Source organism: Acinetobacter sp. AS23, assembly GCF_023612055.1.
Taxonomy (GTDB): Bacteria; Pseudomonadota; Gammaproteobacteria; order Pseudomonadales; family Moraxellaceae; genus Acinetobacter; species Acinetobacter oleivorans.
The window spans coordinates 1972620-1989716 of record NZ_CP082274.1 but is presented as its reverse complement, the minus strand read 5'-3'; the positions used below and the strand labels follow the sequence as shown (position 1 = coordinate 1989716).

General features: G+C 39.0%; 11 protein-coding genes. 9 read left to right on the top strand and 2 right to left on the bottom strand.

Going from position 1 to position 17097, the window contains the following annotated elements; translation table 11 throughout:
• Genes K6I41_RS09280 through K6I41_RS09265 form a run of 4 tightly spaced genes read left to right on the top strand, consistent with a single transcriptional unit; the run spans position 1 to position 5112 of the window.
• Positions 1 to 1152 (top strand): ABC transporter permease, encoded by a 1152-nt coding sequence (locus tag K6I41_RS09280; protein WP_005305257.1) that lies wholly within the window; start codon positions 1 to 3, stop codon positions 1150 to 1152.
• Entirely contained in the window at positions 1149 to 1997 is an 849-nt protein-coding gene (locus K6I41_RS09275) for an ABC transporter permease (RefSeq protein WP_250375725.1), read from the top strand. The genes K6I41_RS09280 and K6I41_RS09275 overlap by 4 nt, the downstream gene beginning before the upstream one ends.
• Positions 1998 to 1999: 2 nt before the next feature.
• Complete coding sequence (locus K6I41_RS09270) at positions 2000 to 3817, top strand: ABC transporter ATP-binding protein (protein ID WP_250375724.1); 1818 nt, start codon at positions 2000 to 2002, stop codon at positions 3815 to 3817.
• A 26-nt stretch (positions 3818 to 3843) separates the two neighbouring features.
• Positions 3844 to 5112, top strand: a complete 1269-nt coding sequence (locus K6I41_RS09265) for an acyl-CoA dehydrogenase family protein (RefSeq protein WP_068527911.1) — start codon at positions 3844 to 3846, stop codon at positions 5110 to 5112.
• Between the two features lie 464 nt (positions 5113 to 5576).
• Here the strand turns inward: K6I41_RS09265 and K6I41_RS09260 are convergent, their stop codons facing one another.
• A complete protein-coding gene (locus K6I41_RS09260) occupies positions 5577 to 6629 on the bottom strand; it encodes an ABC transporter substrate-binding protein (protein WP_250375723.1) in 1053 nt (350 codons plus the stop codon).
• A 283-nt stretch (positions 6630 to 6912) separates the two neighbouring features.
• Between K6I41_RS09260 and K6I41_RS09255 the strand changes: the two genes are divergently transcribed.
• The 4 genes from K6I41_RS09255 to K6I41_RS09235 all read left to right on the top strand — a co-directional run bounded on the left by K6I41_RS09255 (position 6913) and on the right by K6I41_RS09235 (position 14512).
• A complete protein-coding gene (locus K6I41_RS09255) occupies positions 6913 to 8724 on the top strand; it encodes an ABC transporter ATP-binding protein (RefSeq protein WP_250375722.1) in 1812 nt (603 codons plus the stop codon).
• Positions 8721 to 10553: an ABC transporter ATP-binding protein gene (locus K6I41_RS09250; protein ID WP_250375721.1), complete on the top strand. Its 1833-nt coding sequence runs from the start codon at positions 8721 to 8723 to the stop codon at positions 10551 to 10553. The genes K6I41_RS09255 and K6I41_RS09250 overlap by 4 nt, the downstream gene beginning before the upstream one ends.
• Positions 10554 to 10719: 166 nt before the next feature.
• A complete protein-coding gene (locus K6I41_RS09240) occupies positions 10720 to 13212 on the top strand; it encodes a TonB-dependent receptor plug domain-containing protein (protein ID WP_250375719.1) in 2493 nt (830 codons plus the stop codon).
• A gap of 37 nt (positions 13213 to 13249) precedes the next feature.
• Positions 13250 to 14512, top strand: a complete 1263-nt coding sequence (locus K6I41_RS09235) for a lipase family protein (protein WP_502800634.1) — start codon at positions 13250 to 13252, stop codon at positions 14510 to 14512.
• A gap of 94 nt (positions 14513 to 14606) precedes the next feature.
• On the opposite strand, the gene K6I41_RS09230 is transcribed toward K6I41_RS09235, so the two are convergent.
• Entirely contained in the window at positions 14607 to 15695 is a 1089-nt protein-coding gene (locus K6I41_RS09230; RefSeq protein ID WP_250375718.1) for an LLM class flavin-dependent oxidoreductase, read from the bottom strand.
• 316 nt (positions 15696 to 16011) lie between these two features.
• Between K6I41_RS09230 and K6I41_RS09225 the strand changes: the two genes are divergently transcribed.
• Complete coding sequence (locus K6I41_RS09225) at positions 16012 to 17088, top strand: sigma-54 interaction domain-containing protein (protein WP_000846949.1); 1077 nt, start codon at positions 16012 to 16014, stop codon at positions 17086 to 17088.
• Positions 17089 to 17097 lie beyond the last annotated feature (9 nt).

The window sequence follows — 17097 nt, the reverse complement described above, 5'->3', positions numbered from 1 at the left end:
ATGACAATTCAATCCAGCAAAATAGAAGCCTCTATTCAACAGCCAGCAATTGCCAAGTCATTTGAATTTCCTGCATGGTTACCTTGGTTTTTGACACGTTTGGTGTCAGGGGTATTGGTTGTATTTGTTATTAGTCTCATTGTCTTTATTGCGACACAAGCACTTCCATCTGACCCGGCTCGTGTCATTTTAGGACCAGAAGCACCTGAAGCAACGGTACAAATACTTCGTGAACAATTGGGATTAAATGATCCGATATTGCTTCAATACTGGCATTGGTTGAGTCAATTGTTACAAGGTAATTTTGGACGCTCGATTGATTCCAATGTGCCTGTTTTACAAATTATTCAGAATTATTTTGGTAACACAGTTGCACTCACGAGCCTCGTGATTGTCGTTACTGTACCGCTTTCAGTCGTGTTAGGTGTGTGGCTCTCGCTTCATCGCGATAGCAAACTCGACCGTATTATTGTCTCTAGCTCTATTGTGTTTAAAGCGGTGCCGGGGTTTGTTATTGCGATTTGGTTAATGATGTTTTTTTCAACATCGGTTTTACACATATTACCTGCCGCATCGTTGCTGATTCCTAATGAGTCGCCTTATAGCCAACTAGAGTTTTTAATTTTACCAATTTTAACTTTAGCTTTATCACTCATTCCATATCTGATGCGTTTAGTACGTGGTTCCATGATTGATGCGCTAGAGTCAGAATATGTAACCTCTGCACGACTGCGAGGTATTCCTGAGCGCCGGATTATTTGGAAACATGTTTTACCAAATGCATTGGTTCCTGTGGTGCAGGGTACAGCATTGACCATACGAGTTTTGCTGAGTGGTGCTCTCATTATTGAGGTGGTTTTCAGTTATCCCGGTATTGGTAATGCACTTAATGCAGCAATCGAAATGAGGGATATCCCGACTATTCAAGCAATCGTTTTATTGCTCACTATTTGTGTGGTGGTTGTTAATTTAATTGCAGATTTAATCACGACTTTACTCACACCAAAAATACGAACTGCAAAAAGACATAAAGCACGTTCGCCAGGGCGACGTCAGGCATTACGTTTATGGAAGTCTGGCCGACCAATTACGGTAAAACCTGTCGATCGCCGCAATGCTTTAAAGAATATTCAGCAAGGAGGTGGGAAATGAGCTCACTTCATTGGTACCAAAGAAACTTTTTTAAAACATTAATTCGTGAAAGACAAGTACGTTTTGGATTTGTAGTCACAGCTCTAGTTTTGATTTTTGCACTGGTTGGACCGTTATTTGTTGCATTTGAGCCCACTGCATTGGTCGGCATGACTTATGGACCACCCGAAGGAAAATCATTTTTAGGCTATGACTATATTGGTCATGATGTTTGGTCACGTGTACTTGCTGGCGGTGCTTCAATTATCTGGATGACGCTGGCTGCTAGTTTGGTCGCATTAGTTATTGGTTCTAGTTTAGGCATATTAGCTGCTTTTGCCAGAAATAAGATTGATCAGTTCGTGACTTGGCTGACTGATGTTTTTATGGCCTTTCCTGATCTTATTTTGGTCTTACTTATTGTTTCGATGTTAGGTCGACAGCCTTGGCTCATCGTTTTAACGGTTTCAATTGCTTTTATTCCTGGAGTCGTACGTCTTGCACGAAGCGTTGCACTTAATTTAGTGGAACAGGAATATATCGAAGCTGCCCGAATTCTTGGTTATTCAAAAACCTATATTTTATTTCGTGAAATTTTACCCAATATGTTGACGCCTTTACTCATTCATCTTGGTGTGATGCTGACATGGGCAGTGGGTATGCTGTCTGGTTTGGCTTTTCTGGGTTATGGCGTGGCACCTCCAGCAGCAGATTGGGGACTCATGATTAATGAAAATCGTGCTGGTTTATTAGTTCAACCATGGGCCGTGTTTGCTCCTGTCATTTTAATTGCTTTGTTTGCACTCGGAACGAATGTATTGGCAGAGGGAGTTGGACGTGCAGCAGCTCGGATTGAGGAAAAATAAACATGGCAAATACATTTAAAAATACAGTATTGACCGTAACAGGCTTAACCGTGGCATTGGTAAACACCGGCAATCACATCGTTTCTAATATTTCATTTAGCTTGAGAGAAGGTGAAGTTCTAGGTCTGGTCGGAGAAAGTGGTTCTGGTAAAACGACATTATCGAGTGCCTTATTGGGCTATGCACGACATGGCGCCAAGATTATTCAAGGAACTATTGAACTGGACGATGAAGATATTCTCAGTTTAGATGATCATGCTTTACGTCAGGTTCGTGGTTATAAAATTAGTCATGTTGCCCAAGATCCTGGAACAGCGCTTAACCCAGCATTAAGTATTGGGCAACATTTATTTGAATTATTAGAAGTCCATCAATCACAGTTATCGAGTGCTGAAAGATATCGGAAGGTTGCCAAAATTTTAGATGAAGTGGGTTTGCCACATGATGATGTTTTTCTAAAACGTTATCCTCATCAGCTTTCTGGTGGTCAACAACAACGAATTTTATTGGCCTTAGCATTCTTGCTACAACCACGTTTAATTGTTTTGGATGAGCCAACCACCGCATTAGATGTAACGACACAGACCTTGGTGCTGAATATCATTCGTAAATTATGCCGCGAATATAATGTTGCTGCTATTTATGTATCGCATGATTTAACGGTGGTGAAAGATATTGCAGATCGGGTGATTGTGCTGTATTCAGGGCAAATTGCTGAAGATGCAGTATTAACTCAATTATTTGAAATGCCAAAACATCCTTATACACAAGGTTTACTTAACGCCATTCCTGATGTGGCTATTCGTAAGTATTTATCTCCAATTGAAGGTCATGCTCCTTCACCAAATGAGCGCCCAGCAGGATGTGCATTTGCTGCACGTTGTACTTTCGCCACAGACATATGCCGTCAAAAACAACCTGAATTAACTCAATTAAAAGACGAGTTTGACCCGCATTTTGTTGCTTGTCACCATTCGGATCATGTTGGCGTGATTAATTTTAAAGAGATTAAGCATCAGGTTATTGAACGAGAAACTGATCGAGAAGCACTGCTAAAAGTTGAACATATTAATGCATGGTATGGGCAGCAACAGGCTCTTTTTGATATCTCATTTCAACTCAAAAAAGGCGAATGTTTAGCATTAGTTGGTGAATCGGGTTCAGGAAAAACCACGTTATCTCGTGTTATTGCTGGGTTGAATGAAAATGCAGATGGACAAATCACATTAGCAGATGAAGTCTTGTCATTGCGTGGGCAACAGCGTCATTTGCAGCAGCGGCATAAACTGCAATATATCTTTCAAAATCCTTATAAGGCCTTAAATCCAGCGCATACGATTGGTCAGACACTCGTTAAGGTGGTGCAGCATTTCTTTGGAGCATCTCGACAAGAAGCCATAGAAAAAGTCACACAGGTACTTAAACAAGTCTCTCTGCCTTTACAAGTTCAGGAACTCTATCCAAGAGATTTATCTGGTGGAGAACGACAACGTGTTGCTATCGCACGAGCTTTGCTGTGCCAACCTGATGTTTTGATTTGTGATGAGATTACATCTGCTTTAGATGTTTCCGTTCAGGCATCCATCTTGAAACTGCTACAAGATCTCCAGCAGCAAGGTGTGACCTTATTATTTGTGACTCATAACCTAGGGGTTGTTCGTGCAATCGCCGATCGAGTCGCCGTATTAAAAAATGGACATATTGTTGAATACGGTGAAACAGACCAAGTGCTCAGTCATCCTCAACATATATATACCAAAACTTTGCTTACACATGCGCCAAGCTTGTTTAAAAACAATGTACTTGAAGTTAGCGCATAAAAAGAACAGATTTTCCGGAGTTAAAAATGAACGATATTAACCAACGCAGTTTTTTAGAATTAGGTAGCGTAAGACATATTCAAAGTGAGCAAGAAGCACTTGAGATTGCAAAAGAGGTGGCAAATCAACTGAATCAATTTGCTCGAGATCCAAGTTATAACAAGACAGTACCTTATGATCAGGCGCGTTTAATTTCAGAAGCTGGTTTAACCTCGATTATTGTGCCTAAGCAGTTTGGAGGCTTAGGTGCCAGTATTTCAACATTGGTCAATGTGGTGAAAATTATTTCATCTGCCGATGGTGGTGTAGGGCAGTTATTACAAATTCACTTCACTATGTTCCGAGGAATTTTAACTGGCTATGACGATGAAATTCGTGATCAATTACTTGCCGATGTATTAAGTGGAAAGCGTTTGGGCAATGCACTTGCAGAAGTGGGAGGCAAAGATAAGTTCCAGCATAAAACACGTGTAGAAAGGAATGCAGAAGGACAATTAATTTTAAATGGCAGTAAGTTTTACTCTACGGGCTCTTTACTTGCAGAATGGATTTCTTTATTTGCTGGTAGTGATGATGGACCAGTTTCAATTTTAATTCATCGAGATACACAGGGAGTAGAGTTGCTCGATGACTGGGATGCAATGGGACAAAATAATAGCGTCAGTGGCACTGTTAATTTTAAAGATGTGATTGTTGATGAACGTTATGTTGCCAAGCGAAATACAGGTGGTTTAGGTACAGTTCTACGTACGGGACTGACTTGGCCTCAAATTCTACACGCTGCAATGGACACAGGAATTGCCAAAGGGGCATTACAAGGCGGGATTGATTATTTACAACATCATGCTCGTCCTTGGGTGGAAAGTGGTGTTGATTCACCTACACATGAATCTCATATTATTAAACAGATTGGTGAGTTTGCTGTTTTGGTTCGTTCGGCTGAGGCATTGTTAGATCGTTCAGCACAGATTTTTGAACAGCATTTGGCAAATGTAGAAGATGAAGACTTACAAACTGAACTGATTTTATCAGTTGCTGCTACCCGTAGTCAGTCTGATCATGCATCTTTAAAAATTTCGAGTGAAATTTTTGGATTACTCGGGGCAAGTTCAACCTTATCGAAATGGAACCTAGACCGTTTCTGGCGTAATGCACGAACCCACACCACGCATGATCCAATTCGCTGGAGGCTATATCATGTTGGAAATTATTATTTAAATAATATTCCGCCAGGAGAATACAACTCAGTGCTTCTGAAGAAACAGGCGGAAAATGTGACTAAATTTAATAAATAATCTAAATATAGGAATTAAATTTAGGGCTGGTATGTAAATAGGTTAATACTGCCTCATAATTTAAGATTAGTCAGAAGTTTTTTTGTATAAGTGATGCCTTACTTTTCAGGGATGAAAAGTAACAAAAATCCTTTGTTTGGCTGATGGCACGTCCATGTTGCCACAGCCAAACGGACGGCATCCATGCCGCCTTTGCACCAGTAAATGTTTTCGTGAGTTTAGATTTTGAATTGACACAAGCAAAGGCAATTAATGGTTTAATTAATCTGAGTTCGATCAGAAATATGGTACTCGGAAATATCTCCTAAAATTGGATAAAAACTCGATAAAACTTGGTTAAAATAATTGTTATTAAAGAGATTAACATTACCGATGCTAACTACTACGATAGTTTACGGTTACTTGAATTTGGATTCAAAAATAAAAAAGGTTGTCATCAAGACAACCTTTTTGCTTTTGTACTATTAAGCCACTTGAGCTTGAATAGAAATATCCTGCGCCAGCCATTCACGAACATTAATCTGTGCAGGAATGAAATTCCAGCGATAGAGAAAATCACTCAAGTCTTGTAAAGCAATAATAGAAGTCTCATCAAAGTTAGTGTTCAGTTTCAAATGTGCGTCTGCACCATAAGCAGCATGTACCCATTGCTCACTACTATTACATTCTTTTGCCAAATAACGATGGGTTTCATCGGCATGTGCATGTGCCCATTGTTCTGCTTGTAAAACAGCATCGACAATTGATTGGGCTTGCTCTGGATATTGTGTTAGAAAATCTTCATCGACAGTCAGCGTTCTTGGTGTTCCATTATTGGAGCGTAGAATAGGGTCAGGATGTGAGCCAATATCAATAATGGTATGCAGGGCGAAATCATGAGCAATTTGCGCAGCATGTGCACCTTTTAGGAAAATAGCATCAACATCACCTTTAATTAATGCCACGATCTCTGCACTTGCATTAATTTTGTTGCGATTGCCATAAAAACTAGAATCATTTTCTTCAGGCTGTTGTTGTTGGGCGGCTAAAATGTCTGCTCGTAAACAATCAACCAACTCAAGATCACTTACCTTCAAATTTACGGTTTTTAATGAATTTTCTAAACCACGAATCGCCTGTGCACGCGAGAAATCAATAATTGCATCTTGATTCAGTGGAATACCAAAACGTTTGCCTTTTAAGTCTGCAACAGTTTTGATGTTTGAATCGTAGCGCGTTAATAACAATTGAACTTCATCCGCCCAAGATAAGCCAATCACTTTGGTTTTTTGACCCGATGCAAACGCCCAGATAGCTGGAATACTACCGCCGTGTCGAACAGAGTTGGCAAGGGTATGATTAAAATGAGAGTTACGAATATCTTTGGAGTTTGATTCTCGAATTGATTTTATTTCAATCTGTTGCTCATTAAACTTTTCTTTGAGCCAACCTTTTTGAATTGAAATGCCTAGACCAGTTGGTACAGGGCAGCGTGTATACCAAAGTGTGTTTAATGGTTGAGTTTGAAGTGTTGTCATCATGACATCCTTTAGTGGTTTTCATGCTTTAAAGCAAAATTGATGCCATTCATTAATTTATTGATATTTATTAATTATTTTTAATATCTTTTTTTGTGATGTTGATATATCAAATTTTGTTGCGATTACAACACAAGAATTACGCTGTTGTTTTAAAAACAACACCTCCATAAATATCGCTGTATAAAAGTAATATAAAACAATAATTTAAAATATTTTTTAAGGCCATTAATTTGGCATGAATCTCGCAATAAAACGGAATCTTAAATTTTTACTATCTTTTATGTTTAAAAATTATCCATTATTACGAAGTTTGGCTTTATATCGTTTTATGCCATTTCGTTTCGTATTGACGGCGACCTTATTTGTTATTGCGAATATCGGGTTAGCACTTCAACAGTATTCAATCGGACATGCGATTGATACCTTAAAACATAGTGAACGAGAAACCTTATTTCAGCATGCTATTACTGATCCTTTAAATCCTTGGTTTTGGTTCATTCTACTGGCGAGTATTGCCAGTATTAGAGCTGTTATTCAGTATCTGGCAGGGTTAAGTGCTTTAACCATTGGTCAGCAACTACTGAGTATTTTAAGAGAAAGAATCTTTAGCCAAGTACAGCATTTAGATGTTTCATGGCACTGGAAACATGGGCTAGGAGAAGTATTATCTCGTACAACACGTGATTCAGATAAATTAAAAGAAGCGCTCATCAATTTTTGGCGTCAAGTGTTTGAATCCAGTCTTGTTGTCGCTGTAACCGTTGGACTCTTGTGTTGGTATCATCCTTGGCTCGGACTAGTCCCTTTATTATTTATTTTTTTAGGGCTGTGGGTCCTCTTTAAACTGACCAATCAATTGGTGGTTCTGGACCATCAAGTTGCATCTGCATATGAAAAAGTCAGCGATACCTTGGCAGAAAGCGTGAATGGAATTCGGGTGGTCAAAGCGTTTCAACTCGAAGAGAAACTTTTACAACGTTTTAACCATGCTGTAGATCTATTTATTCATCATTCTATTCAGACCATCAAGACAAGTGCAAAAAGGTTGCCTATTCCGCAAGTGATTATTGCGGGTTCTTACTTATGGGTCATTGCTTTTGGTGCTTATTTAATTGGTCAAAATCAGTTGCAAGTAGGGCAATTTGTAGCTGCCATTCTCATGGCAAATTTATTGGTGTTTCGCATTGAAAGCATTGGTCAGGTCTTACATATTTTCGCTGATGCGCGTTCGTCCGCGACAAGAATCTGGCAAATGTTAGATGAGAAGTCCGCAATTGAAGATCAACAATATCCTCTAACGTTGCAATCGCGTGATGAGTTAAGCATTAAATTAGAAAATGTCAGCTTTCAGGATAAAACAACAAAAAATTATATTTTAAAGCAATGCAGTGTTGAATTTCGAGCAGGTGAAGTCGTTACTGTTGTCGGTAAAACGGGGTCAGGTAAAACGACTTTGATGAATTTACTCAATCGGTTTATTGACCCGACAGAAGGGCAAGTTTTGATTGGCTCTGAGCAAATGGGCTGGACGAATATTAAAGATTTAAGCCTATTTGAATTACGACATTTGGTTCAGATCATTCCTCAAGAAAATTTCTTTTTTAGTGGCACACTGGCAGATAACTTAAGAGTTGCTAAGCAAGATGCAACTGAGCAAGAGATGAAAGAGGCTTTACATTTAGCTTCTGCATCTGAACTATTACAAAGACTTGATCATGGCTTAGACACGTTGATTGGGGACAAGGGCGTTACTTTGTCTGGAGGACAAAAACAACGACTTGCCTTGGCCCGTTCTATTTTAAAAAATTCGCCAATTTTAGCGTTAGATGATTCTACCAGTGCCTTAGATGCGACTACAGAAAAACAAGTTTTACAGCGTCTATCAGCGCTGTCTGATAATGGAAACCATTTTAAGAAAACAATCATTATTAACTCTAATAAACAAACCACGATTGCTTTATCTGATCGCGTTATTGTGCTTGATCATGGTCATATGATTGCCCAAGGCACACATGATGAATTGGTTCAAGATTGTTTGTTTTATCGAGAGTTGATGGGCTTTCAGTTAGAGCAGCAGGAGATTGATACATGAATACCAGTGTTAAAAATTTCCGCCCATTTACAAAATCAGCTGATCTACAAATTGAAGAAAGTTTGGCAAATACCTCAATTCATAGAGGCATGCTAAAAAAACTTATTCCTTTAGTTTATCCCATCCGTTACTTGCTCCTAGTTCTAATTGCAGTAGAAATTTTACAAGTGATGAGCGTTTTTGTTCGGCCTTGGGTGGTGAAATATATTTTAGATTCGGGCTTTCAACACATTGCTGGAAAAATGGTATTGAATCAGCCTGTTTTATTCATTGCGATTAGCATTTTAACCTTAAGTTGGATTTGTCGTTTTGCTTTAGCGGGCGTATCAAAATATCTTTCAGGCCGAGCAGCTTTGAAAGTAATTAATGGTTTAAGGCGGTCGTTATTTCAGCATATCCAAAGTTTAAATATTGGTTATTTTGATCGTACCAAGGCTGGCAGGATTATTTCACGGGCTGATCGTGATGTCGAAACACTAGAGCCTGTTTTAATACAAGGACCACCAGAGTTACTTTCGGCAATTTTGCGTTGTGGATTAGCTTCAGTACTGCTTTGGCATATCTATCCACCATTTTTCTGGTGCTTATTTGCGACGCTACCTATTTTATTTGGAATGACCGCTATTTTTAAAAAGTCATCACAAAAACATTGGGGACGAGTTGCGGAGGAACGCAGTCGATTTACTGCTCATTTAGTTGAAACAGTAAATGGAGCAAAAATTATTCAGCAGTTAAATTACACCGAAACCAATCAATCTCGTTATCAAGAATTATTAAAAGACTTTAATAATTCTATTATTTATGGAAGCAAGCGAACCAGTTGGTTTGCTCCCTTTACAGGTTTACTTTCAACTCTAGCTACTGCCGGATTCATTGTGATTGGTAGTTATGCTTATAGTGATGGCATGATTAGTATAGGGCAGTTTGCAGAGAGTATTTTCTATGTGTTTTTATTCTTAGCACCCTTACAGGAACTGACCGATTTATTTGAACGTTATGCAAATGGAGCGGCATGTGCGCAACGTATATTTCTACTTTTAGACACTCAATCTACGATTCAAGAACAATCGAATGCTGTGAAGCTTGAACAGTTGAATGGTCATATTCGATTTCAGTCGGTAGATTTTGCCTATACTCACAAACCTGTTTTACAAAACTTTAATTTGGACATTGAAGCTGGAAAAATAATTGCGATTGTAGGCCCAACTGGACATGGCAAAAGTACTATGGTTCAGTTGCTAACGCGATTTTATGAACCCCAGCAAGGTGGAATTTTTCTAGATCGTTATCCAATACAGAGTATTCATCTTGCAAGTTTAAGACAGCATGTGAGTATCGTTTTACAAGATAATGTTTTATTTAGTGGAACAATTTTAGATAACTTACGTCTAGTTCAACCTGATGCTTCAGATCAGAAACTTATCCAAGTTATTGAAGACTTAGGAGCGGATGAGATATTGCAACAACTGCCGCAAGGCTATTTAACCGAAGTTGGGGCGCTTGGTAAAAATCTTAGTCATGGACAAAGGCAACTTGTTTGCTTAGTTCGTGCTTATTTGGCAAACCCCAAAATATTAATTCTAGATGAAGCCACCTCTGCAATCGATATTTATACCGAGCAAAAAATACAATATGCGCTCAGATGCTTATGCCAAAATAGAACCTGTATTGTTATTGCACATCGGCTGAGTACTATTCGTGAGGCCGACAAAATTGTCGTGATTGAAAATGGCCATGTCGTAGAAGAAGGTTCGCATGAGCAGTTAATACAGCAGCAGTCAGCTTACTTTCAGTTATATCAGTCATATTTACAAAACCAACTTGTTTAAACGATCTGCAAATTTAACAACTGTAGTTTTATAAACATTTTTTTGAATCATTGTTTAAATTTAAACAATGATTCTTTTATTTGATCACCTTAATATATTGATAATAAATAATAAAATATTTGGCATCGGCTTTGCTATATCGGTCTAGATCGTTAAGGAAGCCAATATGCGTACATATTTTTCTCAATTCATTCTTCACTCCTCAATTTTTGCACTGAGTACACTCACTGCCTCAATTACTTTGGCAAATGATCAAAAGAATTTGCCAGAGAAAGAGGATGCCATCACATTACAATCTGTGGTGGTCACAGGCTCTAGACGAGCAATTAGTAATTCTCTCGATGCACCTGCACCCGTGGATATTTTAACTGCCAAAGAGTTACAAGAGACTGGTGCGACTGATCTTGCAGCAGCGTTAACACGGCTGTCTCCCTCGGTAACTTTACCGAGTTCTCCAGCAGGTGGTTTTGGAGCATCAGTTCCGCCAAGTATTGCACTTAGAGGATTATCTGCTGATCAAACTCTAATTTTAATTAATGGAAAACGTCGTCATACATCCGCTTATTTCACCCGCCAAGCGTATGCAGGTGGAAGAGGCGCGGCGGTAACTGACTTAAGTTTAATTCCTGTGAGCGCGATTGAGCGTATAGAAATCTTGCGGGATGGTGCTGCCGCACAATATGGGTCAGATGCAATTGCCGGCGTCGTTAATATTATTTTGAAATCACGAGATCATGGCGGTGGCGTAAGCTATCAAACGGGTGGCTACACTCAAGGAGATGGTGAACAACATAAAGTTAATCTTTGGAAAGGTTTTGCGCTCCCTAATGATGGTGCATTGACGGTTGCATTAGATTTAGGCAAACGTGAAGCTGCAAGTAACACGGCAGCTGATACGCGAACTTTTTATGATGGTTCAACCAAGGCTCAATATACAGAACAAAATACACCCTATAGAACATGGAAATTTGGCTCCCCCGAACAAAAAGATCAAATCAATGTGACTGCCAATCTAGATTTGCCTTTGACAGATGACGTTGCACTTTATGGTTTTAGTAGCTATGGACACCGTAAAACAATAGGGGAAAATTTTTATGAGCCTCCAACAACCAAAACCGTACTGAATCAATCCAGCTATTTTAAAGAACGTTATCCAGATGGACGCTCACCATTAAGCTTAGTCACTGTAGATGATTTTGCAACGACAGTTGGAGTTAAAAAAGGAGAGCAGAAGTCAGGTAAATATGATCTTTATGCAACCTATGGACAAAATAAAGTCAGCACAGAACAAGGCAATGGCATTAATCCAAGTTACGGGCCAAATTCTCCTTCAAACTATGACTTGGGTGAAAATATTTTTTCACAATTAAATACAGGGCTAGATTACAGCCGTGATATTGCAATTGACTGGTTAGCAAGCCCACTCACGTTATCTACAGGGGTTTTATATCGTTGGGAGCAATATAAGCAAAATGCTGGTGATCCGATTGCCTATACCCGCGGTCCATATTTCAATCCAAGCACAACTTTAGGCGTTGGTGTTCCGGGAATATATGCCGGAATTACAGATCAAGATGAACGAAAAATTAGCCGCGATGTTTACGGTGTCTACCTAGATTTAGAAGCAGATATTATTAAAGACTTGAATGTCGGAGCAGCAGTCCGGAGTGAAAAATATTCAGACTTTGGATCGACCACAAATGGAAAATTATTTGCTAAATATGATGTATCACCTAAATTTACGGTACGTGGTTCAGTAAATACAGGCTATAGAGCGCCGTCATTGGCACAGCAGGGCTATTCGGCTTATAGCGTACAAACAGTGCAGACCCCTTCAGGTTGGCAAGATGTTCAACAAAGAACTTTAGTTGCAGGAAGTGAGGCGGCTTTACTCATTGGCGGAACTGCTCTTAAACCTGAGAAATCGACGAATTATTCTTTAGGTTTTGTTTGGAAGCCATTTGTTAATACATCAGCAACTTTAGATCTTTATCAAATCGATATTAAAAATCGTATTTTGCTTTCAGACAATATTACTGGAAGTGTAATTACCAATGCTTTTTCAAATACACCGTATTCGAATATTGCCAATGTAGCGTTCTTTAATAATTTACTAGATACACGTACTCAAGGCTTAGAGCTCGCGCTTAAGCATGATTTAAACCTTGAACAATATGGCAAGTTAAATCTGAACCTTGGTCTGGCCTATAACAAAAATGAAATTACCGAAACTCGAGATTCTATCACCGCAAAAGGTGAGCGAATTCCCGTTTCAAGCATTGCAGGACGAAATACACAAAGCCTCATTGAGTCTGCTGCACCGAAAACAAAGTTAACGCTTGGCGCACTTTGGTCAAATCAAGCATGGAGCGTGAATACAGCAGTCCGTCGCTACGATAAATGGACCACTTTAAATAATACCAATACTGCACTAGACCAAACCTTTGACCCTCAGTGGATTGCAGATTTGGATATTGGCTACAAAGCGGATGCATTCGTGAAAGGCCTGAAATTCAATTTAGGGGCGATCAACTTATTTAATAGCCATCCTGATCAAGCCAAAGATTCCTCGGTCGGCAACATTGTCAAATATAGTTTTAATGCGCCTGAAGGAGCATTTGGAACGTATTTATATGGCCGCGTAAGTTACGAATTTTAAATCAAAAATCATGAGACAGTTTTTAAGGTAAATGACAATGCAACATACTTTTTTATCAACTTTATGCAAGTTTTCTTTAATCACAACGATATTAACTTCAAGTTGCTTGGCGACCGCTCAACAAGCTCCAACACCTGAAGATAAATATGGAGATGGTCGAGTTTCCGAGTTTTATACATGGAAATCGGCTATTCCTGAACAAGCAGGAAAATTATTAAAAACAGAAGCGATTCATAATCCTTATATTCGTTTGGCAAATGACAGTCAGGCTATTCGGATTCTCTACAGTTCTACGAGTGGTAAAGATAGCAAAACACCTATTGTGGTTTCAGGAAGTATTCACTTACCAAAAGGAACGCCGCCTAAAGAGGGTTGGCCAGTGGTGTTATGGGCACATGGTACTGTAGGGTTGGCCGATGCTTGTGCGCCGTCTTGGAGTGGACGATCATACCGAGATGTACAATATCTAAATCGTTGGCTTAAAGAAGGATTTGCTGTCGTTGCCACAGATTACGAAGGGTTAGGTGTTGCAGGACCGCACTTGTTAATTAATAACCCAATGCTGGCTTATAGTATTTTAGATAGTGGCAGAGCTGCTTTAAAAACCAAGTTGCCACTTGCTAATAAGTTTGTGATTGTTGGTCAATCACAAGGAGGCGCTGGGGCTGTTGCGGCTTCTTCCTACTCAGCAACGTATGCACCTGACTTAAATATTAAAGGTTCAATTGGTACAGGCGTGATTTATCAAGATCCTGAAGCGACGCCTGAAAAAAATCAGTTAAAGTTAAATCCTTACGAAGTCAGCCCATCACTGGCTTATGGCATCTATAGTTTTTTAGTGACACAAAGTTTATATCCAGAAATTAAAACAGAAGATATTTTCACTCCTGAAGCTGCTCCTTTAGTTGAACAAGCAAGAAATGCCTGCTTAACAAGTTTTATGGGAGATATTCAAACCGCAGGACTTTCGCCAGCACAAGCATATAAACCCAATCCACCGGCAAGCTATAAAAAGCTGCAAGAGAAACAGTCAAATGATTATGGTTATTACCCTACATTAAAAATCAGTCATCCATTATTTATTGGAACAGGGGCAAATGACCGAACTCCAGATGCTCGTTCTCAAATGAAGCTGGTGGCAGATGCTTGTAAAGCAGGTACTGTGGTCGAAGGTCATTTGTATCATGGCTTAGGACATAGCGAAACTGTGAATGCCTCATTAAAAGATTCAGTTCCGTTTGCTAAAAAGGTGATTGCGGGAGAGAAAATTCAGGCTATTTGTAAACCTGACTTGCAATAAAAAAAGGACTAAAGATTTTCTCACTGAAGAAAATCTTTATTAAAAAAAGCCGCTCTTCAAAGATATTGAATGAGCGGCTTTTTGCTTTAAATGTTTAAGCGATTTGTTTTAATTTTCTGGCTGCCTCTTCACGTACAGCGGGGATAATATAACGACCATAATCGACCGTATCATAGATCGGATCGTAGCCCCGATTTAAAAAAGTCGTTACCCCTAAATCTACATAATCGAGTAATGAGGCAATAATGGTGTCTGGTGTACCAACAAGGGCCGTCGTATCGCCATAAGCCCCTACAGCAGTTGCGGTTGGCATCCATAATGCGCGGTCATGTCGATCACCTTGCTGGGCTGCTGCCAATAAGCGCTGTGAACCGATGCCTTTGATTTTATGTCCCGACAATGTGCCGTTATTTTGAAAAGTCGGATTATTTTGAATATCTGCAAGAATCTGTTCTGCTCGTTGCCAAGCAAGTTCTTCGGTTGCACCAATGATAAGACGTACAGATAAACTAACAGGAGGCTGCGGTTTATTGGCTTTTTCTGCTGCGAGCTTCAATTTAGTAATTTGCTCTTTTACTCCAGCCAGTGGTTCACCCCATAGTGAATAGAGATCTGCATGGCGGACTGCAATATCATAAGCGATGTCTGATGAACCACCGAATGAAATCGGGATTGTACCGTTGACGGGCTTTAACGGGCAAAAAGCATTATCTAACTTAAAATATTTACCTTCATAGCTAATCGGTTGATCGCTTTTCCAAAGTTTCTGGATGATATCTAGATATTCACCCGTCCGTTCATAGCGCTGAACTTTATCAACAATATAATCACCTTCTTGAGGCTCCGCTGTAATTCCCGTAATTGCATGTAAACGGATTCTTCCACCACCTGTAGTATGGTCAAGCGTAGCAAAAGAACGCGCAGCAAGATTTGGAGTGAGCAGTGCAGGACGATGGGCAATCATAAATCCAAGACGTTCTGTATGTTGGGCAAGGTATGCCGCGATTTGTGTACTGTCTGGACTAGTTGGTCCGCTAGCAATTAAGACTTTATCAAAACCCGCATATTCATGTGCCCGTGCGTGGTAACGTAGATATTCGAGGTCAATTTTATGGCCAATTCGCGTTCCTTTGGTTTCAGACCATTGGTTAGGGAAAACCATACCTACAAATTCGATGCTCATTATTAAACCTATTTTGTGGATTTTAAATAGATGAGCAAAATAAATGCCAAGCTTTATACCTATATAAATCAAATATAGAAATGGATTATAATTTTTTAGAGTGTTTGGATTTAATCAAAAAATAAACATTGTGTTTGAGAAGCAACATATCATAAAAAAAGAATTGTGTTTATTTTTAATTTATAAGAGAAAATATTTTCAGAATAAAATAGGTGAATTTTGGATTAAATATATTTATTTGTTATTTATTAAAAAACGAACTGAAATGTAATATAGCCTTTTAGAATGCTTATATCATAAGTTTTATGGGGTAATTATGAAGACCTTTTTAGATAATGATTATAAAGTAATTACTTTGCCTGATAATGGTGTTCCTGTAAAACCAATAAGAGCAAAAGCAATTATCTTTTCAGATCAGAACTCCCGTAAATTATTAAATCAAGTTGAAACGATTGCTCCAAGCTCTGCTAGTGTCATCATTCAAGGAGAGTCTGGAACAGGTAAAGAGTTAATTGCACGCGAAATTCATTTGAAAAGTGATCGTAAAAATAAGCCTTTTCTTGCGGTCAATTGTGGTGCTTTGGTCGAGACTCTTGCTGAGTCTGAACTGTTTGGCTATGAAGCTGGCGCTTTTACGGGTGCAAACAAAACTCGAGCTGGTATTTTTGAAACAGCCGATGGTGGTACTTTATTTTTAGATGAGGTGGGTGAGTTACCTCTATCCTTACAAGTTAAGCTGTTAAGGGTATTGCAAGAAAAAGAAGTCGTACGTGTGGGTGGTCGAAAACCAATTCCAATTAATGTCCGTATTCTGTCGGGGACGCACGTCGATCTACGTAAAGCTGTAGCAGAAAACAAGTTTCGTCTAGATTTATATTATCGCTTGAATGTAGTTGTGCTTAATATTTTGCCACTGCGTGAACGTAAAGGAGATATTTTACCTCTGGTTGATTTCTTCTTAAGTTCATACTCTCAGAAGCTTATCACCACTAAGCCAAACATCAGTGATAGAGCAAGAAATGCACTGCTGAACTATAGCTGGCCAGGTAACATTCGTGAGCTAGAAAACAATATTCATTATGCTTTGCTGGTGAGTGGCGGTAAAACAATTGATCTTGAGCATTTAAGATTTTCTGAGGAAACGGGTTCTGCCGTGTTACCAGACAATGATCTTATTCAAGAGTTTGAAAGTATTTTGAAGCGTTTGTTTCAAGAATATGATGGGGAAGCATGGCATATTATTGAAGATAAAATAGTAAATACTGCATTTTCAAGTTGCTGGAATAATCAGGTCAAGACAGCAAAAATGTTAGGCCTATCGCGTAATGTTTTACGTAATCTTTTATCAAGATATAACTTACTACCTAATAAGAATGAAAATGAAATTGCTTAAGGGTTTTAC